Consider the following 19,933-nt stretch of genomic DNA (forward strand, 5'->3'; position numbering starts at 1 on the left):
GTCTCGCGGCGCACCGTCCCTGATATCTGGACCCGGTCACCGCTTCACTGGCATGCTACGGTCCCCTTAGTCTTTCGACGCCAGGTAAGCCATTGGACCCAGGAATAACCTCCGAATTCCTCCCGGCTATGCCGGGGATACAACCAGGCGCTTTCAGGGCGCACTCGAACCAGGTCGTCTTGCCGAGCTTCCGGGGCTCGACACCCCAACGGTGGGTGAGGCCTTCAACCAGCCGGAGGCCCCGGCCGGACTCGGAGCAGGGGTCGAAGGGACGCTGCTCGGGGAGGGCGGAGGAACGGTCGGAGACCCCGACCCGGAGGGTGTTGCCACGGAAGAGGATGACGACGACCGGGGCGGGGGTGTCGGCGTGGCGCCAGGAGTTGACGATGAGCTCGACCAGGGCGAGCTGGGCGTCGGCGATGAGCGACGGGGGCCAGTCGAGGCTGGTCAGGGCCTCGTGGAGGGCCTCGCGGGAGACCGCGAGGGAGGGGAAGGGGGAGTTGAGGAGGTTGCGCACAGGGATCTCCCAGAGGGGAACGGGTGAGATCGGAGGATGCGTCGCCGTGAACGAGCCCACTGGACATGGGTGTTCTTCGGAGCCCGAGCGGCGTTACTGACGATCCGTTCGGTGATCGGTGCATCACAGACTGTAGGGCAAGTCTTGGGACTTGTGCCATACAGTTGGGAACATGTCCCCAGAACGAGTGGCTGGACTCTCACCAGCGCCGCGTTAGATGCTTGGCCCCATGCCCCACACCTCGAGCGCACGCAAGCAGCGGATCGGTATCGAGCTGCGGAAGATGCGCGATGCCGCCGGCAAGACCACTGCCGAGGCAGCCGCAGTTCTAGGGTTGAACCGCACAAAGATCACGCTCATCGAACAGGGGATGTACGCGGTCACCGCCGAGCGAGTGATCGCCCTCGCATCCGAGTACGAGGAAGGCGACGCCGCGTACGTCGACGCCCTGGCAGAGATGGCAGAGGACAAGTCGAAGGGATGGTGGGAGTCCCATCGCGGACTCGTTTCGACCGGTCTGCTGGATATCTCAGAGGTCGAACACCATGCGCACGGCATCTCGACCTATCAGATCTGCCACGTGCCCGGCTTGATGCAGACCGAGGACACCGCCCGAGAGATATTTCGCGAGGTCTACCCACCCCTGAGGCCCCTGAACATCGAGGCGCGAGTAGAGAACCGCATGCGCCGCGCGCTGCTCCTCACGCGAGACGCTCCCATGCCCTATGAGGCAATCGTCCACGAGGCGGCCTTGCGAATGATGTTTGGCGGGGCGACTGTTGCTCGCGCCCAGCTCAAGCACCTACTCAGCCTGTCCGAACTCCCCAATGTGACACTGCGCGTACTGGAGTTCCGAGCTGGTGGATTCAAGGGCGCGGGCCAGGCAGTCATGTATGCACGAGGCCCAGTCGCTCGCTTGGACACCGTGCAACTCGACTCGATCGGAACACCCGCGTTCCTGACCGATGTTAACCAACTCAAGAACTATCAGGACGTCATTGCCGCGATGAGAGATCGGGCACTCAGCCCTGAGGATTCGCGCGACCTCGTCTCCCGCATAGTGAAGACCCTGTGAGAGGAACCATCATGGATGAACTCGCCTGGCAAAGGCCCACCGCTTGTGGAGACGGCAACAACTGCCCGGAGGTAGCCGTCACCCCCGACGCCGTCCACGTCCGCAGCAGCCTCCTGCCCGAGGCCGTCGCCCAACTCACTCCCACCGAGTGGCGCGACCTCGTCGCCGCCATCCGCAACGGGGAGTTCGACGTCTGACCTCCGACCGCACCGCCCGGCCGGACCGGTTTTGGATCATGCACTCTGAGCTGCTAACGTTCTTCTCGTCGCAAGGAACACAGTTCCTCGTCAGGCGTCAGCGGTACTACCAGAGTACGTCCTACTTTCAGTAGGAAGAGTCCGTGCAACCCGGGCCTGGCGCTCCACAGTCGAACGGCCCGGCACCTACCACAGGTGCCGGGCCGTTCGCGTTTCCCGACAACAACCGCCGCCCGCTCTCCGATTCGGATCATGGGCGCTGAGCTGCTAATGTTCTTCTCGTCGCGAGGGACATGAATCCTCGTCAGGCGTCAGCGGTACTACCAGAGTACGTCCTACTTTCAGTAGGAAGAGTCCGTGCAACCCGGGCCTGGCGCTCCACAGTCGGACGGCCCGGCACCTACCACAGGTGCCGGGCCGTTCGCATTCCCCGGCGGCAAGCGCGTTCCCGCGCACAACCCGTACTGGGACGGGCACCGGCCGTCAGCCGTCCTCCGTGCTGTCGAGCACCGCCGGACCGAGGCCGGCGGGCAGGTGGGCGACGGCCAGTGCGACGGCCTCCTCCGCCGTCCCGACCTCGGCGATCACCCCGCTGTGCGGGAACCGCTGCACCCGGTACGGGCAGCCGTCCTGCGCGGGAGCGATCGCGATCACCGGATCGGACGGGAAGCCGGTCCGGTCCCGGAGGACGAGCGTCCGGTGGCTGACGACCGGGGACAGCTGCCGGAGCCTCGGCTCCGCGTCGGCTGCCGCGACCAGCAGGCCGAAGCCGGTGAACTCCGGTTCCTGCAGGGCACGTTCCCGGATCCAGCTCCACTGCAGCCCGACCACGGCGGCAACCCCGTGCTCATGGGCCTCGGCGAGCTCCGAGGACGTGAGGAACGGGAACCGTTCGCGCAGCTCCGCGAGGCTCAGACCGCTCCCCCAGGCCACGGCGGCCCGGACGACGTCCCGGAGGTCGGCCGTCCACCCCGTGATCATCTCGGTGCCCAGGCTCCAGCCGGAGACACCGAAGCACTGCTCCCCGGTGGAGAGGCTGACGTGCAACGGCCCCCGCCGGCCCCCGCTCGCGGGGCCCGAGGGCACCGTGCCCGCCGGGGCGGCGATGCCCGCCGAGGCCGCGTCGCCCCACCTTCCCGGCACCAGGGTGATGTCCACGGCCAGTTCGGCGGCGGCCGACTCCAGTGCGGCGGCGAGGCTCCCCGCGGCGGCGACGTCAGGGTTGAGATCAGGATTCACCCTCTCAGTCTGACGATACGAATTCCCCGAATCCAGAAAACGGCCTGATCCGATCACTTCCGAACAAACCGTACGGAAGCGGGTTTTCCGCTCTCGAAGGCCAGGGTAGTGCGGAGACGTTCGCACTCCGACGATCCCCGGGACCGAAGCGGAGGCGAATCCTCGGAATTCTCCCGGAAGGAATTCACATGAACAGGCTCGTCCGCAACGCCCTCGTCACCGTCGTCGCCGCCGGCGCTCTCACCGCCGCCGTCGCACCCGTCGCCATGGCCGCCGACCAGACCCGGACGACCACCGTCGCCCAGGCCCGGCTCGCCAACCCGAAGACGGTCAAGGCCGCCGCCTACAACCAGGCCCGCAGCACCCTCGCCCAGGCGGGCAGCCAGACGGCCGCCAAGTCCCACCCGGCCCACGGCACCAAGGACGTCCCGGTCTCCTACGGCACCAGCCTGCTCGCCGCCGCCCGCGACGAGTTCCGCGCCGCCGACAAGAATCTTCCGGCCGGCCAGAAGAAGTCCGACATGTCGATCCCGCACTACAACGCCATCCACAGCGCGGCGGCCACCATGGGCATCACCGTCTGGTGACCCCCGGCGGCCCCGCTGCCCCCGGCGCCATCCGGCAACGCCCCGGCCGGACCGGGCTGACGAGCGGTCCGCGCGCTTAGGGCGTGGAGCCGCGTCGACGCACCGGTACCGGTCTGTGCGGAGGAAGGGCCCGGCGCAGCGGGGCCGCGGTGACGAACACGAACAGCCTGGGGGTCGGTTGATGGCCCTCGGGGGACAGTTGACGACCCTCGGGCCTAGGACCCGGCTCCGGCGGGCTCCGGCTTGGGGAGCACCCGGGGCTCGCCCGGGCTGCCGTCGGGGAGGACGTCGAAGACGGTGAGGGAGGTGCGGCCGGTGACGGTGATCCGGTCCGGCCCGGTCCAGTCGACGCGGACGAAGTCGCCGTCCCGGGTGTCCCAAGTGCCCATGCTCCAGTGGCGGGTGGACCAGCCGGTGCCGGCCTCCAACTCCACCTGGTAGACCGGGTCGATGGAGAAGCCGGAGACGTTGGTGACGCTCAGGATCCGGTCCGGGCGGTTCGGGCTGACGAAACGCTCCTCCCGGCCTCCGTCACCGCTGAACACGAAGGACAGGAACAGCACCGGCACCCCGGCGACGACGAGCGGAGCGAGCAGGGCCGCGCAGCCGATCTGCGAGAACCAGGTGCGGAAGTCCAGCTGGACCACCAGCGAGACCACGACCAGCACCACCGCCGACCCGATCAGCAGCACCGGCCGGTTGCACCAGTGCTCGACCACCACCAACCCGCCCGAACGGGAGGCGTGCAGGCCCGGCAGGTACACCAGCAACGCGGCGAGGGCCAGACCTCTGAGCACCCACGCGATCTGCTTGCGACGCCTCGCCGCCATCCGTCCCCCCGCGCGGTCCTTTGCCGAGCTTTGCGCGGACTTTACTACAGGGGCCCGGCAGCGGATCGGGGCCGGAAACGCCACGGCGGCCCGGGCTGCGGGTGTCCCCGCGGCCCGGGCCGTCCGACGGCTACCGGCCGTACCCCTGTCACCGCCGGTAGAAGACGCTCCGCGACCAGAAGTAGCCGAGCAGCGTCAGCCCGGTGCACCAGGCGAGGGCGATCCAGCCGCTGTTGCCGATGGCGGTGCCCATCAGCAGGCCGCGCAGGGTCTCGATGATCGGGGTGAAGGGCTGGTACTCGGCGAACCAGCGCAGCACGGTCGGCATCGAGTCCGGCGGCACGATCGCGCTGCCGATGAAGGGCAGGAAGGTCAGCGGCAGCGGCGTGTTGCTCGCGCTCTCCGGCGTCTTGGAGACCAGCCCGATCCCCGCCGAAATCCAGGTCAGCGTGAGGGTCACGAACAGCAGCAGGCCTGCCGCCGCCAGCCACTCCAGCGGCCCGGCGCTGGACCGGAACCCCATGGCGAAGGCCGCGCCGATCACCATCACCAGCGCGACGATCGTCTGGATCACGCTTCCGACCACGTGCCCGGTCAGGAACGCCGACCGCGAGATCGGCATCGTGCGGAACCGGTTGACGATCCCCTCGGTCATGTCGACGCAGACGCCGACCGCCGTGGCGACCGAACCCGCCGTCGCCGTCATCAGGACGATCCCCGGCGTCACGTAGTCGATGTAGCTCCCGCCCCCGATGCCGGCTCCCAACGCGCCCCCGAAGGCGTAGTTGAAGAGCAGCAGCATCATCACCGGCATCACCACGACCGAGAAGGTCATCGCCGGGTACCGCTGCGCGCGCTTGAGGTTCCGCCGCAGCATGGTCAGCGAGTCGCTGACCACGTACGTCGCCGTCGCCGTGCTCATCGTGCACCCTCTCCGGTGAGTTGCAGGAAGACGTCGTCCAGGTCGGCCGTCTCCACGACCAGTGACTCGGCCCGTACCGAGGCGTTGTCGAGCGTGTCCAGTACGGCCTTCACGGTGAGCACCGAGTTGTCCCCCGGGATGTCCAGCCGCAGGGCCTCCGCGTCGGCGGTGGCGTAGTCGAACAGCGCTGCTGCGGCGGCGAGTCGGTCGCCGTCCGAGAACTGGAGCCGGATCCGCCCGCCGGGGACGATCCGCTTCAACTCCTCGGCCGTGCCCTCGGCGACGATCCGGCCACCGTCCAGGACGGCGATGCGGTCGGCGAGTTGGTCGGCCTCCTCCAGGTACTGGGTGGTGAGGAAGATCGTCACCCCGTGGTCGGCGACCAGCCCCCGGATGATCTCCCACATGGTGCGCCGACTGCGCGGGTCCAGCCCGGTGGTGGGCTCGTCCAGGAAGATCACCTCGGGGTTGCCGACCAGGGTCATCGCCAGGTCGAGCTTGCGCCGCATGCCCCCGGAGAAGGTGACGACGGGCTTGCGCGCGGCCTCGGTGAGCTCGAAGCGTCGCAGCAGTCCCTCGGCCCGCCTCCGCCCCTCCCGACGGGGGACGTGGTTGAGGTCGGCCATCAGCATCAGGTTCTCCTCGGCGGTGAGGAGGTTGTCCACCGCCGAGAACTGGCCGGTGACCCCGATCGCCCTCCGCACGCCGTCGGCCTGGCGGACCACGTCGTGCCCGGCCACCCGGGCCGAGCCGCCGTCGGCGGGGATGAGGGTGGAGAGGATCTCCACCGTGGTGGTCTTGCCCGCGCCGTTCGGGCCGAGCAGGGCGAACACGCTGCCCGCCGGGATGGACAGGTCGACGCCCCTGAGCACCGCCTTGTCCCCGTAGCTCTTGGTCAGCCCGACCACCGAGATCGCCGCGGTGCTCGCGAGCGGGGCCGTTGCCGGGTTCGTCGTCGTCGCCATCAGGCCCTCCGGATGAGGATGCTGCCGACCTGGGTGGCGCCGCGGACCTCGACCGTCTCCCGGGCCTCGCCCGGACCGGCCGCCGTGTCGAGGGCGTTGCGGACGGCGCCGAACTTGCTGTGCACGTCGAGCCAGGCCGCCGTGCCCTCCGCGATGCCGACCTCGATGTCCCCGACGCCGGACTGGAGGCCGACCTTGCCGCGGACGACCTGGCCGACCCGGATGTGGCCGTTCGCCGTCTTGGCCTCGACGTCCCCCTCGGCGAGGCCGATGTGGATCCGGCCGTTGGAGGCGTTGGCCGTCAGCACGCCGTGCACCTCGTCGATCTCGGTGTCGCCGTTGCTGTTCTTGACCGTCAGCCGGCCGCCGACGGCGCCGACCTCGATCCGGCCGGAACCCGTCACCTCGGCGTCCCCGGAGACGGTGCCGAGCCGGATGTCGCCCATGTCGGTCTTGAGCCGGGCGCCCACGGCCCGGTCGACCTGGATCCGCCCCATGGAGGTCTTGATCCGGCAGTCGCCGAGCGGGCCCTCGGTGACGAAGTCCGCCATCGGGGAGTCGGCGTGCACCTCGGAGCCGGCCGGCAGCTCGACCGTGAGGTCGATCGAGCCCTTCTTGCTGGAGAACACCGTCCGCTGCTTGGGACCCTTGACGGTGAGCCGGCCGCCGGAGAAGTCGACCTGGGTCAGCTCGGCGGCCTTGACGTCCGCGTCCTTGGCGGCGCTGGTGGGCCGGACCTCGACGACCGTGTCGGTGCGCTTGGTCGCCCGGATCCACACCGAGCCGATTTCGAATTCCAGGGAGACGGAGATCTGTCCGTCGGTCTCGTACGTGGGCATGGCTGTGCCGTCCTCTTGACTCGTGTGAGTGTCCCCGCTGGTCGGAGCGGGGGTGACGTTGCAGGGGCGATCGGTCTGGCGGTACTGCGAGGCGCTACTGGACCCAGCCGGTGAAGCCCTGGCCGCCGACGCCGCGAACGGTGCGGGAACCGAGCTCGGCAGCCGGGCGGGCGGCCCGGGCGCCGCCGTCGACCGCACCGGCGACGGCCCGGACCAGCCAGGCGTTGAGCGAGAGGCCCTCCTGCCCGGCGGCCTCCTCCGCCCTGGCCTTGAGGTGCGCGGGCAGGCGCAGGTTGATCCGGGCGGTGCCGCTCTCGTCCGACTCCGGCGTTCCGGCCGAGGGCACCGACGGCGTTATCGGTGGCACCACGGGCGGCACCACCGGCGGCACCACCGGTGGCACCACGGACGGCGGCGCATCCGGCACCGCGGGCGACTCGTCACCGTGGAAGCCGCCGGAGCCCGGTGGCGCCGTCACCACGAACTCCGGATCGAGGCCGCGCAGTCGCACGTCCACCGAGCCCGGGGCGAGGTCGCGGGTGACTTCACCCATGGCGGCGGAGAGGGCGTTGAGCAGGGTGAGCCGCACGGCCGACTCCAGCGGGAGCGTCAGCCGGTCGGCCAGCGCCCGCGCTTCGTCCCCGCCGGTGGCGGCGGCCACCGCGAGCTCGTTCCGGAGGTTTTCGACGTACGGCGTGAGGTCCATGGCTAGAGCATGGCACAGCACTGGCGCCATGTCGAGCCATTAGTGGCACCACTTTGGCACCGCGCTCGGGGCGGTCCGGCACCAGGAACGGCAGCAGGAACGGCGCCGCCCCGCCGACCAGGGGTCGACGGGGCGGTTGACCTGCGGGAACGTCAGCGCTGCTGCTGCCAGCCCGCCAGGTAGGAGTCGATCTCACCGACCAGCCGCGCCTTGCCCGCCTGCTCCAGGAACGAGGCCTCGACCGCGTTGCGGGCCAGCGCCGCCACCCCGGTCTCGTCCAGCCCCAGCAGCCGCGCCGCCACCGCGTACTCGGTGTTGAGGTCGGTGCCGAACATCGGCGGGTCGTCGCTGTTGACGGTGACCAGCAGCCCGGCGTCCACCATCCGCTTGATCGGGTGGTCCTCGATCCGCTCGACCGCCCGGGTGGCGATGTTGGAGGTCGGGCAGACCTCCAGCGGGATGCGGTGCTCGCCCAGGTGGTCGACCAGCGCCGGGTCCTGCACCGCCTGGGTGCCGTGCCCGATGCGCTCGGCGCCGAGCTCGCGGATGGCGTCCCAGACCGTCTCCGGCCCGGTGGTCTCACCGGCGTGCGGGACGGAGCGCAGGCCGGCCGCCCGGGCCCGGTCGAAGTACGGCTTGAACTGGGGCCGCGGCACACCGATCTCCGGGCCGCCCAGACCGAAGCTGACCAGGCCCTCGGGGGCCAGGTCGGTGGCCAGCCGGGCGGTGATCTCGGCGGCCTCCAGGCCGGCCTCGCCGGGGATGTCGAAGCACCAGCGCAGCACCACGCCGAGGTCCTTCTCGGCGCGCAGCCGGGCGTCCTCGATCGCCTCCATGAAGGCCACGTCGGGGATGCCGCGCCTGACCGAGGAGTACGGGGTGAGGGTCAGCTCGGCGTAGCGGATGTTCTGCCGGGCCATGTCCTCGGCCACGCCGTAGGTGAGCGCCCGGACGTCCTCGGCGTCGCGGACGAGGTCCACCACGCTCAGGTAGACCTCGATGAAGTGCGCGAAGTCGGTGAAGGTGAAGTACTCGGCGAGCGCCGCCGGGTCCGTCGGCACCTTGGACTGCCCGGCGTACCGGGAGGCCAGGTCGGCGACGATCCGCGGCGAGGCCGAGCCGACGTGGTGGACGTGCAGTTCCGCCTTGGGCATCCCGGCGATGAACGCCTCGATGCTCCGGTCACCCAGGTTCCCGATCCGACTTCCGTCCGGCTGGACCACGGTCGTTCCCTCTTCTCTTCTACGCGCGTACCGAGTGGTGCTGGCAAGGATAGGCCGAGGCCCGGGTCACCCGCCGAGGGCCACCGCCACGGTGTGGATCAGCAGCCCGGCCAGGGCGCCGACCACGGTGCCGTTGATCCGGATGAACTGGAGGTCCCGCCCGACGTTGGCCTCGATCTTGCGCGAGGCCTCGTCGGCGTCCCAGCCCGCCACCGTCTCGGAGATCAGCGAGGTGATCTCGGTCCGGTAGGTGTCGACCAAGTACTGGGCGGCGTCCTGCAGCCAGCCGTCGACCTTGGCCTGGAGCTTGGGGTCGGTGGCCAGGCGCTCGCCGAAGCGGCGCACGCCGTCGCGGATGCGCCGGCGCAGTTCGCTGTCCTCGTCCTCGGCCGCGCCCATCACCAGGGTGCGCACGGCCGCCCAGGTGGAGTTGATCAGGTCCTGCACCTCGGGGCGAGCCAGCAGCTCGCCCTTGGCGCGCTCGACCCGGGCGATGGTCTCGGGGTCGTTCTGCAGCTCGGTGGCGAAGTCGGCGAGGAAGTTGTCGATCGCGCCGCGGGCCGGGTGGTCGGGGTCGTCCCGGATGTCGGTGACGAAGCGCAGCAGTTCCTTGTAGACCCGCTCGCCGACCTGGTGGTCGAGGAACTTCGGGGTCCAGCCCGGGGTCTTCTGGGTGACCTTGCGGACCACGTCCTCGTGGTTGTCGGTCAGCCAGCCGTGCGCCCGGACGGCGACCAGGTCCACCACGCCGTGGTGCCCGCCGTCCGCGACCACCTTGCCCAGCATCCGGCCCATCGGCTCGGCCACCGAGGTCGCAGCGGCCCGCCTGGTCACCGCCTCGGCGACCACCGCCCGCACGTCGTCGTCGCGCAGCACCGCGAGCAGTCCGCGCAGCGCCGCCGAGGCCTCCTTGGTGACCCGCTCGGCGCTCCCCGGTGCGGCCAGCCACTCCCCCAGCCGGCGGCCGACGCCGAGCGCGGCCAGCCGGCCGCGCACCACGTGGCCGGCCAGGAAGTTGTCGCCGACGAAGTCGCCGAGCGAGCGCCCGAAGGCGTCCTTCTTGGTCGGGATGATCGCGGTGTGCGGGATCGGCAGGCCGAAGGGGCGGCGGAACAGCGCCGTCACGGCGAACCAGTCGGCCAGCGCGCCGACCATGCCCGCCTCGGCGGCGGCCGCCACGTACCCGGCCCAGGGGCCGGCGCCGGCCGCCTTGGCCCAGGTGGCGAGGGCGAAGACCAGGGTCGCGAAGGCCAGCAGGCCGGTCGCGATGGTCTTCATCCGGCGGACGCCGTGTCTCTTCTGCTCGTCGGCCGCGGTGAACCGGACCCCGGGGCCGGTCCCGCTGAAGGCTTCGTCACTCACCCCGCCAGTCTGCCCGCTGACCGGCGCGGACGGGGGCGTGCCCCACGATCACACGCCCCCGGAGCCCGGACACGCCCGCGCCGACACGCCTCCGCCCCCTCACGCCTCGCCCCCCTCACGCCCCGCCCAGCACGATCCGCCGCACCCCCGCCCCCGTCCACCGCGCCGGATCCGTGCACCGCCGCCCGTCCAGCAGCACCCGCACCCCCGGCAGCTCCGCCGGCCCCAGCTCCCGGTACTCCGGGTGGTCCGCCTGCAACACCGCCGCCACCACCGGCTCCCCGCCGTACGGGGGCAGCCCGAGCGCCACCAGCTCCTCCGCCCGGTACAGCGGATCGGCGACGTACGGCCGGGCCCCGGCCGCCTCCAGCGCCGCCACCAGCGGGAACACCCCCGAGTACGCCGTCTCCTTGACCCCGCCCCGGTACGAGGCCCCCAGCACCAGCACCCCCCGCCCGGCGATGCCCCCCGGCACCGCACCCGCCAACACCCCGACCGCGTACCCGGGCACCTCCAGATTGGCCTCCCGGGCCGCCCGGACCACCGTCGCCGCCGGGTCGTTCCACAGGTACAGCCGCGGGTACACCGGGATGCAGTGCCCGCCGACGGCGATGCCCGGCCGGTGCAGATGGCTGTACGGCTGCGAGTTGCAGGCGTCGGCGACCTCGGCGAAGTCCACCCCGACCCGGTCCGCGTACCGGGCGAACTGGTTGGCCAGCGCGATGTTGACGTCCCGGTACGTGGTCTCGGCGAGCTTGGCGAACTCGGCCGCCTCCACCGAGGCCAGCTCCCACACCCCGTTGGGCCGGGGCAGGTCCGGGCGCGGGTCGAAGTCCAGCACCGCCCGGTAGAACTCGGCGCCGCGCCGCAGCGAGGCGGCGTCCAGCCCGCCGACCAGCTTGGGGTAACGCCGCAGGTCGGCGAAGACCCGCCCGGTGCGCACCCGCTCCGGGCTGAACACCAGCGCGAAGTCCGCCCCGGGCGCCAGCCCGGAGCCGGCCGCCAACCGGGGCGCCCAGCGCTCCCGGGTGGTGCCGACCGGCAGCGTGGTCTCGTAGCTGACCAGCGCACCGCGGCGCAGCCCGGCCGCGACGGCGTCGGTGGCCGCGTCGAGCAGGGCGAAGTCCGGGGTGCCGTCGGCGGCGGTGACCAGCGGGACGACCAGGACGACGGCCTGCGAGGCGGCCACCGCGGCCGTGGTGTCGGTGGTGGCGCGCAGCCGGCCCTCGGCGACCACCCGCTTGAGCGCCTCGGCCAGCCCCTCCTCCCGGGGGAACGGCGGCACGCCCAGGTTGACGCTCTCCACCACCCGGGGCGCGATGTCCGCGCCGAGGACCCGGTGGCCCTTCGACGCGAACTGCACGGCCAGCGGCAGGCCCAGCTTGCCGAGGCCGACCACGCAGACGTCCAGTCCGCGCTCGTCCGGGCTCACCTCCGGGCCGGTGTCGCGGCTCACCTCCGGGCCGACGTCGGGGCTCACCTCCGGGTCGACGTCAGGGCTCATCCGCGGCCCCCGTTCACCGAGTTGGCGAGCCTGCGCCACGCCGGACGGCGCCGCAGCCCGCGCCGCACCTGCTCCGGCACGACGCCGCGCCACAGCTGCTGGGCGAGGTTGAGCGGCGGCGCGGCGACCGGCAGCGGCTCCTCGCCCAGCAGGAACAGCCCGTCGGGCAGGCCGAGCCGGGCGTCCCGGAACGCCGGGTAGCCCGCGTAGCGCCGCCGGCCGGCCACCACCACCGGCGGGTCGCCGTGCGCGGCCTCGTAGCGGATCTGGTCGCGCAGCGCCTCCGGCCGTACGGCGGCGGCGAGTTCGAGCCGCAGCCGGGCGGTGACCGGCAGCCGGTCGTACACCGAGCGGGCGCCGAAGCGCTCGATCATCCGGCCGACCTCGGCGCACACCCGCCGTTGCAGGGCGTCGTCCAGCAGCAGGAAGCCGTCCTGGAGCAGCCGGGGCACGTCCCAGGCGAAGCTGCGCACCCGGATGGCGTCCAACTCCTCGCCGGGCCCGGCCAGTTCGGCGGCCACCTGCTGGAGGGCGGTGATCCCGCGCAGCCGGTCGAGCACCGAGGCCCGCTCGGTGACGTTGCCCCGGTCCTCGCGCAGCACCAGGAAGTAGTAGTCGTAGTCGGCGAGGACGGACACCCGGGCGGCCCGCAGGCAGGCCTCCAGGGTGAACGGCTGGTCCGAGAAGACCTTCAACTCCTCGTTGCGGCGCAGCCCGTGGCGCCGGACGAGGTCCGTCCGGAACAGCTTGGTGTCGGACAGCGCCCAGGCCAGCGCCGAGTCGGCGAAGCCGACCGACTCGGCGTCGGCGTGGAAGATGCCCTGCGGCACCAGCCGCCCGTTCACCCCGATCTGCTTGGGCACCACCACGTCCGAGCCCCAGGCGTCGGCGGCCGCGACCAGCCGCTCCAGTGCCTCCTCACCGAGCCAGTCGTCGGCGCCGAGGAACAGCACGTACCGCCCGCAGGCCAAGTCCGTGCCGCGGTTGGTGGGGGCCGCCGGGCCGCCCGAGTTGGGCTGGTGGACCACCCGGAACAGCCCGGGGTGCCGGGCCGCGTACTCGTCCAGCAGCACCTCGCCGCCGTCCGTGGAGCCGTCGTCGACGACCACCACTTCCAGCCGCCCCGGCCCCAGGGACTGCCCGACCAGCGAGTCCAGACAGGCGGTGAGGTACGGCATGGTGTTGTAGACCGCGACCACCACGGTCACGTCGGGTACGGTCATCGGGCGGCGGGCCTCCGGGGCAGTCGTTGGTTCACCGGCGCGCTGACCGGCGGAGATGCACCGTCCAACTCGGCCACCCGCCGGGGAGTCACGTGCCCTCCCCGGACGGGTGACCGGAACCGAACGCCCGCCCGAACCGTCAACCGGCCGCCCCGCACGCCCCGGCTCAGCCCCGCGCGCCCCCGCCCCGCGCGCCCCGCCCCGCCTCAGCCGATCGCCACCTCCGCGTACATCCGCGCGATCACGTCCTCGATGGCCGGCTCGCGCACCGAGAGGTCCACCAGCGGGTACCGCGCCGCGACCGCCGCCACGATCGGCGCCGCGCTCTCCTGCGCCGGGAAGGCCAGCCACTGGCGCGGCCCCTCGACCTTCACCACCCGCGCCCCGGCCACCTCGATCGGCGGCCGGGCCTCGGCCAGGTCGACCACCAGGGTCCGCTCGCTGCGCCCGGCGGCGTGCAGCCCGTCCAGCCCGCCGTCGTGGACGACCCGGCCGTGGTCGATCACCATCACCCGGCCGCAGAGCTGCTCGATGTCGGTGAGGTCGTGGGTGGTGAGCAGCACGGTGGTGCCGCGGTCCCGGTTGACCTCGCGCAGGAACTCGCGCACCCGGCCCTTGCTGACCACGTCCAGGCCGATGGTCGGCTCGTCCAGGTAGAGCACCTGGGGGTCGTGCAGCAGGGCCGCCGCGAGGTCGCCGCGCATCCGCTGGCCGAGCGAGAGCTGCCGTACGGGGGTGTCCAACAGGCCGCCCAGGTCGAGCAGTTCGACGCAGCGGCCGAGGTTCTCGCGGTACCGCCGGTCGGGGATCCGGTAGATCCGGCGGGCGAGTTCGAAGGAGTCGCGCAGCGGGAGGTCCCACCACAGGGTGGTGCGCTGCCCGAAGACGACGCCGATCCGGCGGGCCAGCGCGACCCGTTCGCGGGCCGGGTCGACCCCGGCGACGCGCAGCCGGCCGGAGCTGGGGACGAGGATGCCGGTGAGCATCTTGATGGTGGTCGACTTCCCGGCCCCGTTGGGCCCGATGTAGCCGACGCACTCGCCGGCCTCGACGGTGAAGCCGAGGCCGTCCACCGCGCGCACCTCGCGCTTGACCCGGCTGAACCGGCCGGTGCGGGCCCGCACGGTGAAGGTGCGGTGGACGTCCTGGAGTTCGATCAGTGCCATGGGTGCTCCTTGCGTTGCGGGGAGGGTCAGCTGCCGGTGCCGCGGTAGGCGCGCAGTCCGGCCCGCCAGGCCAGCCCGGCGGCGGCGACGCAGAGCGCGGCGGCGACCGGGGAGGCGTACTGGAAGGCGGTGGGCAGCCCGAGCGGGTCGGGCCGGTCGAGGATGCGCAGGGTGGGCAGCCAGTTGACGAAGGCCAGCGGGACGCCGAAGACCACCCCGGCGACCAGTTCCTTGGCGAAGACCGTCGGCGGGTAGTGCAGCAGGGTCGCGCCGCCGTAGGTGAAGGAGTTCTGGATCTCCTTGGACTCGCCCCACCAGAACTGGACGGTGGCGCCGCCGACGTAGATCGCGCCGAAGATCACGCTGCCGCACACCAGCAGGACGGGCACCAGCAGCACCCGGTCCCAGGTCCAGTGCACGTCCAGGGCGGCCAGCGACCAGGCGAGCACGATCACCGCCTGGAGCGGGCGGCCGAGCCGGCGTAGGCTGAACCGCTCGGCGCACAGCTGGGAGAGCGCGGGCGCGGGGCGGACCAGCATGGTGTCCAGCGAACCGTTCATGATCCGTACGCCGAGGCCGTCGGCCGAGCCGACCAGCAGGTTGGCGACGCCGAGCGAGAAGGTCGCGGTGGCGTAGAGGAAGGCGATCTCCGGCAGGCGCCAGCCGCCGAGCTGGTCGGTGTGCCGGAACATGATCACCAGCACGACGAAGTCGAGCGAGTGGGTGACCAGGCTGGCCAGCAGGTTGAGCAGGAAGGAGGCCCGGTAGGCCATCATCGAGCGCATCCACATCCGGGCGCAGAGCCACCAGGAGCGGACCGCCCACGAGGTCCGGGCGAGGAACGGCTCAGCCACCCTGCACCACCACCCGGCGGGTCGCCAGCCACTGCGCGCCCCGGCCCGCGGCCAGCAGCGCGGCCGCCCAGCCGAGCTGGAAGCCGAGCGCCCGCAGCAGCCCGGTGCCGCCCGCCCGCTCCAGGAAGACGTCGGTCGGCACCTTGACCAGGGCCGCCCAGGGCAGCACCCGGGCGAGGTCGCCGAGCCAGCCGGGGAAGAGCGCGATCGGCAGCAGCATCCCGGAGAAGAACATCGAGACCACCAGGGTCACCGCGCGCACCCCCTCCGAGTCGTGCAGCCAGAAGCCGGTGATCGAGACCAGGAACCGCACGCCGAAGCTGACCAGCAGCGCGAGCAGCACCGAGAGCAGGAAGAACACCCAGGTCAGCGGCCTCTCGGGCATCCGGGTGCGGAACACCAGGGCGCCGAACAGCATCGGCACGGTGCCGCGGACCAGCGCCTGGAAGCCGGCCCGGCCGAGGTCGGTGGCCAGCCACCAGCCCTGGAAGTCGACCGGACGGTAGAGGTCGACGGCGATGTCCCCGCTGCGGAAGCGGTCCTGGACCTCGTCCTGGAAGCCCCCGCCCCAGACCGCGATGGTGACCAGCAGGCCCTGGCTGACCCAGATGTAGGTGACGGCCTGGCCCTGGTCGTAGCCGCCGAGGTTGGGGCGGGCCTGCCAGAGGGCGAGGAAGGAGGAGGCCAGGATGACCCCGAAGACGGTGTTGGTGAAGGTCCCGGCCAGGGTGGCGGCCCGGTAGGTGGAGTAGCGGCGGAAGGCGCCGCGGGCGACGGCGGCGTACAGCCCGAGGGAGGCGTACAGCCCGGCGGCGGACAGCCCGAGGGCGGTGCCGGTATCGGGAGGCCTCGCCTCCGCGGTGGAAGCTCCGTGCATATTGTCTCCTTATCGACATTTACTGGCGCAGACGGGCGCCGCGAGACGTCGGCGCACGCTCCAACGGCCCCGACCGACCGCCCCCGGGGGTACCGGGCCGGACGTGCGGAGCTGCCGAAGTGGACGCGCTATGCGATTTGCACCTTTCACCGTACCGCCGGCCCCCACGGCCCGCACCCGGATTTCCGGCGCACCCCGGGGCGCACGGACCGGCACGCGCAACCACGCAGTTCAGGCCCCCGCCGCCGCTGAACCCACGTCAAATAGCAGATAATCCCGCCATGACGTTGAGCACCCGCCGCCAGGCCAAACGGGCCGCCCGCCGCGAAGCCCGCCGCGCCCTCCCCCTCTGGCGCCGGCTCCTGCCCACCTGGCGGATCACCCTCGGCGCCCTCACCGCACTGCTACTGCTCACCGTCGGCGCCTTCGCCGTGCTCTACGTCATCGTCCCGGTGCCCGACCCCAACGCCCACGCCACCGCCCAGAACAACATCTACCTCTACGCCGACGGCACCACCGAGATCGCCCGTACCGGAGCCGTCAACCGCACCGACGTCACGATCGAGCAGATCCCCCTGCAGACCCAGCAGGCCGTCGTCTCCGCCGAGGACCGCACCTTCTACCAGAACCGCGGCATCGACCTGAAAGGCATGGCCCGGGCCGGCTGGAACACCCTGCTCGGCAAGGGCATGCAGGGCGGCTCCACCATCACCCAGCAGTACGTCAAGAACTACTACCTGACCCAGGACCAGACCTTCGAACGCAAGGGCCGCGAACTCTTCATCGCCCTCAAGGTCGACCAGCAGCGCAGCAAGAACGAGATCCTCGCCGGCTACCTCAACAGCAGCTACTTCGGCCGCGGCGCCTACGGCATCCAGAGCGCCGCCCACGCCTACTACGGCGTCGACGTCTCCCAACTCACCCTCGGCCAGGGCGCCTACCTCGCCTCCCTGCTCCAGGCCCCCAGCCTCTACGACGTCAGGACCGCCACCCCCGCCAACCGCGAGAAGGCCCTCGCCCGCTGGAACTACGCCCTCGACGGCATGGTCCAACTCGGCTTCCTCACCAGCACCGACCGCACCGCCACCACCTTCCCCGAACCCATCGACCCCCAGCCCGCCACCGGACTCGCCGGCCAGGCCGGCTACCTGGTCGGCGTCGCCGACGACTACCTCATCTCCTCCGGCACCATCGACGCCGCCACCCTCAAGGCCGGCGGCTGGCGGATCACCACCACCTTCGACAAGCCCCGGCAGGACGCCTTCGTCAAGGCCGTCCAGTCCGAACTCACCAGCGAACTCGACCCCAAGGCCCGCCCCACCACCGACACCGACGTCCGGGTCGCCGGCGCCTCCGTCGAACCCGCCACCGGCCGGGTCGTCGCCGTCTACGGCGGCCCCGACTACGCCAAGCAGCCCTTCAACGACGCCCTGCGCCAGGACAACCAGATCGGCTCCACCTTCAAACCGGTCGACCTCGCCGCCGGCCTGATCGCCCAGCACACCGTCGACGGCCGCCCGATCACCACCGAGACCCGCTACGACGGCACCAGCGAACGCCCCGTCACCGGCGGCCCCACCCCGTACGCCCCGCCCAACGAGGACGACGTCGACTACGGCAACATCACCCTGCGCTACGCCATGGTCAAGTCCGTCAACTCCGTCTACGCCCAGGAAGGCGTCGACGCCGGACTCGGCCGCGTCCGCGAGACCGCCGTCAAACTCGGCATCCCCGACAGCGTCCGCGGCATGGACCCGGCCAACACCTCGATGACCCTCGGCACCGCCACCCCCAGCGCTCTCGACCTGGCCGGCGCCTACGCCACCCTCGCCAACCACGGCCAGGCACACACCCCCTGGTCCGTCCAGAAACTCGAACGGGTCAACCCCGGCGGCGCGATCGACGTCCCCAAGATGCCCGACCACAAGGCCACCGACGCCGTCGGCCGCACCGTCGCCGACTCCGTCACCGACGTCCTGCGCGACGTCGTCAGCCCCCGCGGCACCGGCGCCGCCGCCCTCGACCTGGGCCGCCCCGCCGCCGGAAAGACCGGCACCACCGACGCCAACCTCTCCGCCTGGTTCGCCGGCTACACCCCCGAACTCACCACCACCGTCGGCCTGTTCCGCGAGAACCCGAAGACCCACGCCAAGGAGCCACTGGCCGGCACCGCAGGCCTCAGCCGGGTCAACGGCGGCGCCTTCCCCACCCGGATCTGGACCGACTACATGACCGCCGCCCTGAACGGCACCCCCACCCAGCAGTTCGACCTCCAGACCGGCCGCGGCGACCAGGGCCCCGACACCTGGACCCCCACCGGCACCCCCAGCACCAGCACCTCCCCCACCGGCGCCCCCAGCGCCCCCGCCGCCACCACCGGTGCCCCCGCACCCACCGCGCCCGGCCACGCCCCCGGCGCCCCCAGCGCCCCCGCCGCCACCGAACAGCCCGGCCCCGACGCCCCCAGCCCGCAGAACCCCCGGCCCACCCCCAGCCAGGAACAGCCCACCCCCAGCACCCGGCCCACCCCGACCCGGCCCGCCCGCCCCAGCAACCCGCCCACCGCCACCACCGGGCCCACCGGGACGGCCACCCCCGCGGCCCAGTGAGCCTGGGCCCCGGCGCGGAGACCCACGCCGGGGCCCGCCCCCCGCTACGCCACCAACACCCGCTACGCCACCAACTCCCGCTCCAGCGGCGTACGGAAGCGCGGCGTCACCCGCACCTCCCCCAGCCACCCCGCCAACCGCCCCGCCTCCGCCGCGACCGCCCGCTCCGCCTCCGCCCCCACGTCCCGGAACAGCCGCCACACCAGCTCACCGTCCGCCCGCTGCGCCCAGCCGCCGACCACCTCGCCGCACCACCACACCGTCGGCCCCGCGTTCCCCGCCCGGTCGAACAGCGCCGGCACGTCCTCCGGCCGCAGGTACCAGTCCCGTCCGCGCCAACCCATCACCGCCGGGTCCAGCGCAGGCAACAGCGCCGCCCACGGTTCCGGGGCCGCCACCGGTCCCTCGTCCCCCGGCAGCACCACGGCCGCCGCGCCGCCCGCCAGCGCCACCGCCCGCGCGTCCACGTCCGCCAGCGCCCGCCGGACGTCCCCCAGCGTCCAGCCCGTCCACCACTTCACGTCCTCGACCGTGCCCGGCCCGTACGCCGCCAGCCAGCGCCGCACCACCTCTGCCTTCGCCTCCCGCACCGGCACGTCCGGCCACTGCGGCACCAGCGCCCACGGATAACTGCTGCTCAACCAGGACCCGCGCGGACGGCACCGGCGCACGTGCCCGTCCGAGGCCAGCAGCCGCAGCAGCCGGCTGCCCACGCTCTGCTTCGCCGCGTACGCCTTGCCCGCCGACATCAGCATCGTCTCCCGCAACTGCGGTACGTCTTCGCCGAGTTCCTTGGTCGTCGCCTCGCCGCGCACGGCCAGCGCGGCCAGCACCGCACGCTCCGCCTCCGCCAGCCGGGCCTCGTCCCAGCCCTCGGCGTGGTCGCGCAGGTGCTTGAGCAGCGTCGCCCGCTCCTTCGCCGCGATCGCCCGCGCCGCCCCCGAACTCACGTACGGGGCCAGGCCCTCCGTCACCGCGAAGATCGTCCGCCGCATCGACAGCAGCTTCACCAGCGAGACGTCCTCGTACAGCGCCCGGTCCACCTCCGCCGCCGAGGGCTCCGCCAGCCGCGCGCACGCGGACAGGTACACCGTCGCCGCGTCCGTGGCGTGCAGCCCGACCACCGCATCCGCCACGTCCTCCACCCGCGCCGCCCGCACCGAGGGCGCCAACAACTGCCGACGCCCCAACCGGGCCCGCCGCTCCACCTCATCGATCACCGGGACGCTCATGCCCGG

At 72.2% G+C, this 19,933-nt stretch carries 19 protein-coding genes; 4 read left to right on the forward strand and 15 right to left on the reverse strand.

Annotated elements, in window-relative coordinates:
* Nucleotides 1-55: 55 nt before the first annotated feature.
* Nucleotides 56-517, reverse strand: coding sequence for an ATP-binding protein (locus AB0F71_RS26720; RefSeq protein WP_360238883.1), 462 nt, complete (start codon nucleotides 515-517; stop codon nucleotides 56-58).
* 229 nt (nucleotides 518-746) lie between these two features.
* Here AB0F71_RS26720 and AB0F71_RS26725 point away from each other — a divergent pair, with 229 nt between their 5' ends.
* Together AB0F71_RS26725 and AB0F71_RS26730 are read left to right on the forward strand one after the other, a co-directional pair.
* The gene (locus tag AB0F71_RS26725; protein ID WP_360238885.1) at nucleotides 747-1,592 is read left to right on the forward strand and encodes a helix-turn-helix transcriptional regulator; all 846 of its coding nucleotides are present in this window, start codon (nucleotides 747-749) and stop codon (nucleotides 1,590-1,592) included.
* Nucleotides 1,593-1,603: 11 nt separating this feature from the next.
* Nucleotides 1,604-1,789, forward strand: a complete 186-nt coding sequence (locus AB0F71_RS26730; RefSeq protein ID WP_360238887.1) for a DUF397 domain-containing protein — start codon at nucleotides 1,604-1,606, stop codon at nucleotides 1,787-1,789.
* Nucleotides 1,790-2,272: 483 nt separating this feature from the next.
* On the opposite strand, the gene AB0F71_RS26735 is transcribed toward AB0F71_RS26730, so the two are convergent.
* Nucleotides 2,273-3,028, reverse strand: a complete 756-nt coding sequence (locus AB0F71_RS26735) for a DUF6193 family natural product biosynthesis protein (protein WP_360238889.1) — start codon at nucleotides 3,026-3,028, stop codon at nucleotides 2,273-2,275.
* A 188-nt stretch (nucleotides 3,029-3,216) separates the two neighbouring features.
* On the opposite strand from AB0F71_RS26735, the gene AB0F71_RS26740 reads away from it, so the two are divergent.
* Nucleotides 3,217-3,615 (forward strand): hypothetical protein, encoded by a 399-nt coding sequence (locus AB0F71_RS26740; RefSeq protein ID WP_360238891.1) that lies wholly within the window; start codon nucleotides 3,217-3,219, stop codon nucleotides 3,613-3,615.
* Between the two features lie 215 nt (nucleotides 3,616-3,830).
* Here AB0F71_RS26740 and AB0F71_RS26745 read toward each other — a convergent pair whose 3' ends face one another.
* The 12 genes from AB0F71_RS26745 to AB0F71_RS26800 form a co-directional block, all read right to left on the reverse strand.
* Nucleotides 3,831-4,412 carry a hypothetical protein gene (locus AB0F71_RS26745; protein WP_360238893.1) on the reverse strand — a complete coding sequence of 194 codons (582 nt, stop codon included), beginning with the start codon at nucleotides 4,410-4,412 and terminating at the stop codon, nucleotides 3,831-3,833.
* 181 nt (nucleotides 4,413-4,593) lie between these two features.
* The gene (locus tag AB0F71_RS26750; protein ID WP_360238895.1) at nucleotides 4,594-5,367 is read right to left on the reverse strand and encodes an ABC transporter permease; all 774 of its coding nucleotides are present in this window, start codon (nucleotides 5,365-5,367) and stop codon (nucleotides 4,594-4,596) included.
* Nucleotides 5,364-6,332 carry an ATP-binding cassette domain-containing protein gene (locus AB0F71_RS26755; RefSeq protein WP_360238897.1) on the reverse strand — a complete coding sequence of 323 codons (969 nt, stop codon included), beginning with the start codon at nucleotides 6,330-6,332 and terminating at the stop codon, nucleotides 5,364-5,366. Before AB0F71_RS26755 ends, AB0F71_RS26750 begins: the two co-directional genes overlap by 4 nt.
* Complete coding sequence (locus AB0F71_RS26760) at nucleotides 6,332-7,171, reverse strand: DUF4097 family beta strand repeat-containing protein (protein ID WP_360238899.1); 840 nt, start codon at nucleotides 7,169-7,171, stop codon at nucleotides 6,332-6,334. Before AB0F71_RS26760 ends, AB0F71_RS26755 begins: the two co-directional genes overlap by 1 nt.
* A gap of 94 nt (nucleotides 7,172-7,265) precedes the next feature.
* A complete protein-coding gene (locus AB0F71_RS26765) occupies nucleotides 7,266-7,877 on the reverse strand; it encodes a toxin-antitoxin system HicB family antitoxin (RefSeq protein WP_360238901.1) in 612 nt (203 codons plus the stop codon).
* A 152-nt stretch (nucleotides 7,878-8,029) separates the two neighbouring features.
* Nucleotides 8,030-9,100 (reverse strand): adenosine deaminase, encoded by a 1,071-nt coding sequence (locus AB0F71_RS26770; protein ID WP_360238903.1) that lies wholly within the window; start codon nucleotides 9,098-9,100, stop codon nucleotides 8,030-8,032.
* A 66-nt stretch (nucleotides 9,101-9,166) separates the two neighbouring features.
* Nucleotides 9,167-10,462 (reverse strand): DUF445 domain-containing protein, encoded by a 1,296-nt coding sequence (locus tag AB0F71_RS26775; protein ID WP_360238905.1) that lies wholly within the window; start codon nucleotides 10,460-10,462, stop codon nucleotides 9,167-9,169.
* A 115-nt stretch (nucleotides 10,463-10,577) separates the two neighbouring features.
* A complete protein-coding gene (locus AB0F71_RS26780) occupies nucleotides 10,578-11,873 on the reverse strand; it encodes a nucleotide sugar dehydrogenase (RefSeq protein ID WP_360239113.1) in 1,296 nt (431 codons plus the stop codon).
* 89 nt (nucleotides 11,874-11,962) lie between these two features.
* Nucleotides 11,963-13,189, reverse strand: coding sequence for a glycosyltransferase family 2 protein (locus AB0F71_RS26785; protein ID WP_360238907.1), 1,227 nt, complete (start codon nucleotides 13,187-13,189; stop codon nucleotides 11,963-11,965).
* Nucleotides 13,190-13,395: 206 nt separating this feature from the next.
* Nucleotides 13,396-14,355 (reverse strand): ATP-binding cassette domain-containing protein, encoded by a 960-nt coding sequence (locus AB0F71_RS26790; RefSeq protein WP_360238909.1) that lies wholly within the window; start codon nucleotides 14,353-14,355, stop codon nucleotides 13,396-13,398.
* Between the two features lie 26 nt (nucleotides 14,356-14,381).
* Entirely contained in the window at nucleotides 14,382-15,209 is an 828-nt protein-coding gene (locus AB0F71_RS26795; RefSeq protein WP_360238911.1) for an ABC-2 family transporter protein, read from the reverse strand.
* Nucleotides 15,202-16,086, reverse strand: a complete 885-nt coding sequence (locus tag AB0F71_RS26800) for an ABC-2 family transporter protein (protein ID WP_360238913.1) — start codon at nucleotides 16,084-16,086, stop codon at nucleotides 15,202-15,204. The genes AB0F71_RS26795 and AB0F71_RS26800 overlap by 8 nt, the downstream gene beginning before the upstream one ends.
* 281 nt (nucleotides 16,087-16,367) lie before the next feature.
* On the opposite strand from AB0F71_RS26800, the gene AB0F71_RS26805 reads away from it, so the two are divergent.
* A complete protein-coding gene (locus tag AB0F71_RS26805) occupies nucleotides 16,368-18,695 on the forward strand; it encodes a transglycosylase domain-containing protein (RefSeq protein ID WP_360238915.1) in 2,328 nt (775 codons plus the stop codon).
* A gap of 62 nt (nucleotides 18,696-18,757) precedes the next feature.
* Here AB0F71_RS26805 and AB0F71_RS26810 read toward each other — a convergent pair whose 3' ends face one another.
* Nucleotides 18,758-19,927, reverse strand: a complete 1,170-nt coding sequence (locus AB0F71_RS26810; protein ID WP_360238917.1) for a winged helix DNA-binding domain-containing protein — start codon at nucleotides 19,925-19,927, stop codon at nucleotides 18,758-18,760.
* Nucleotides 19,928-19,933: the final 6 nt, after the last annotated feature.

Source organism: Kitasatospora sp. NPDC028055 (assembly GCF_040637885.1).
In the GTDB taxonomy this organism is placed as follows: domain Bacteria; phylum Actinomycetota; class Actinomycetes; order Streptomycetales; family Streptomycetaceae; genus Kitasatospora.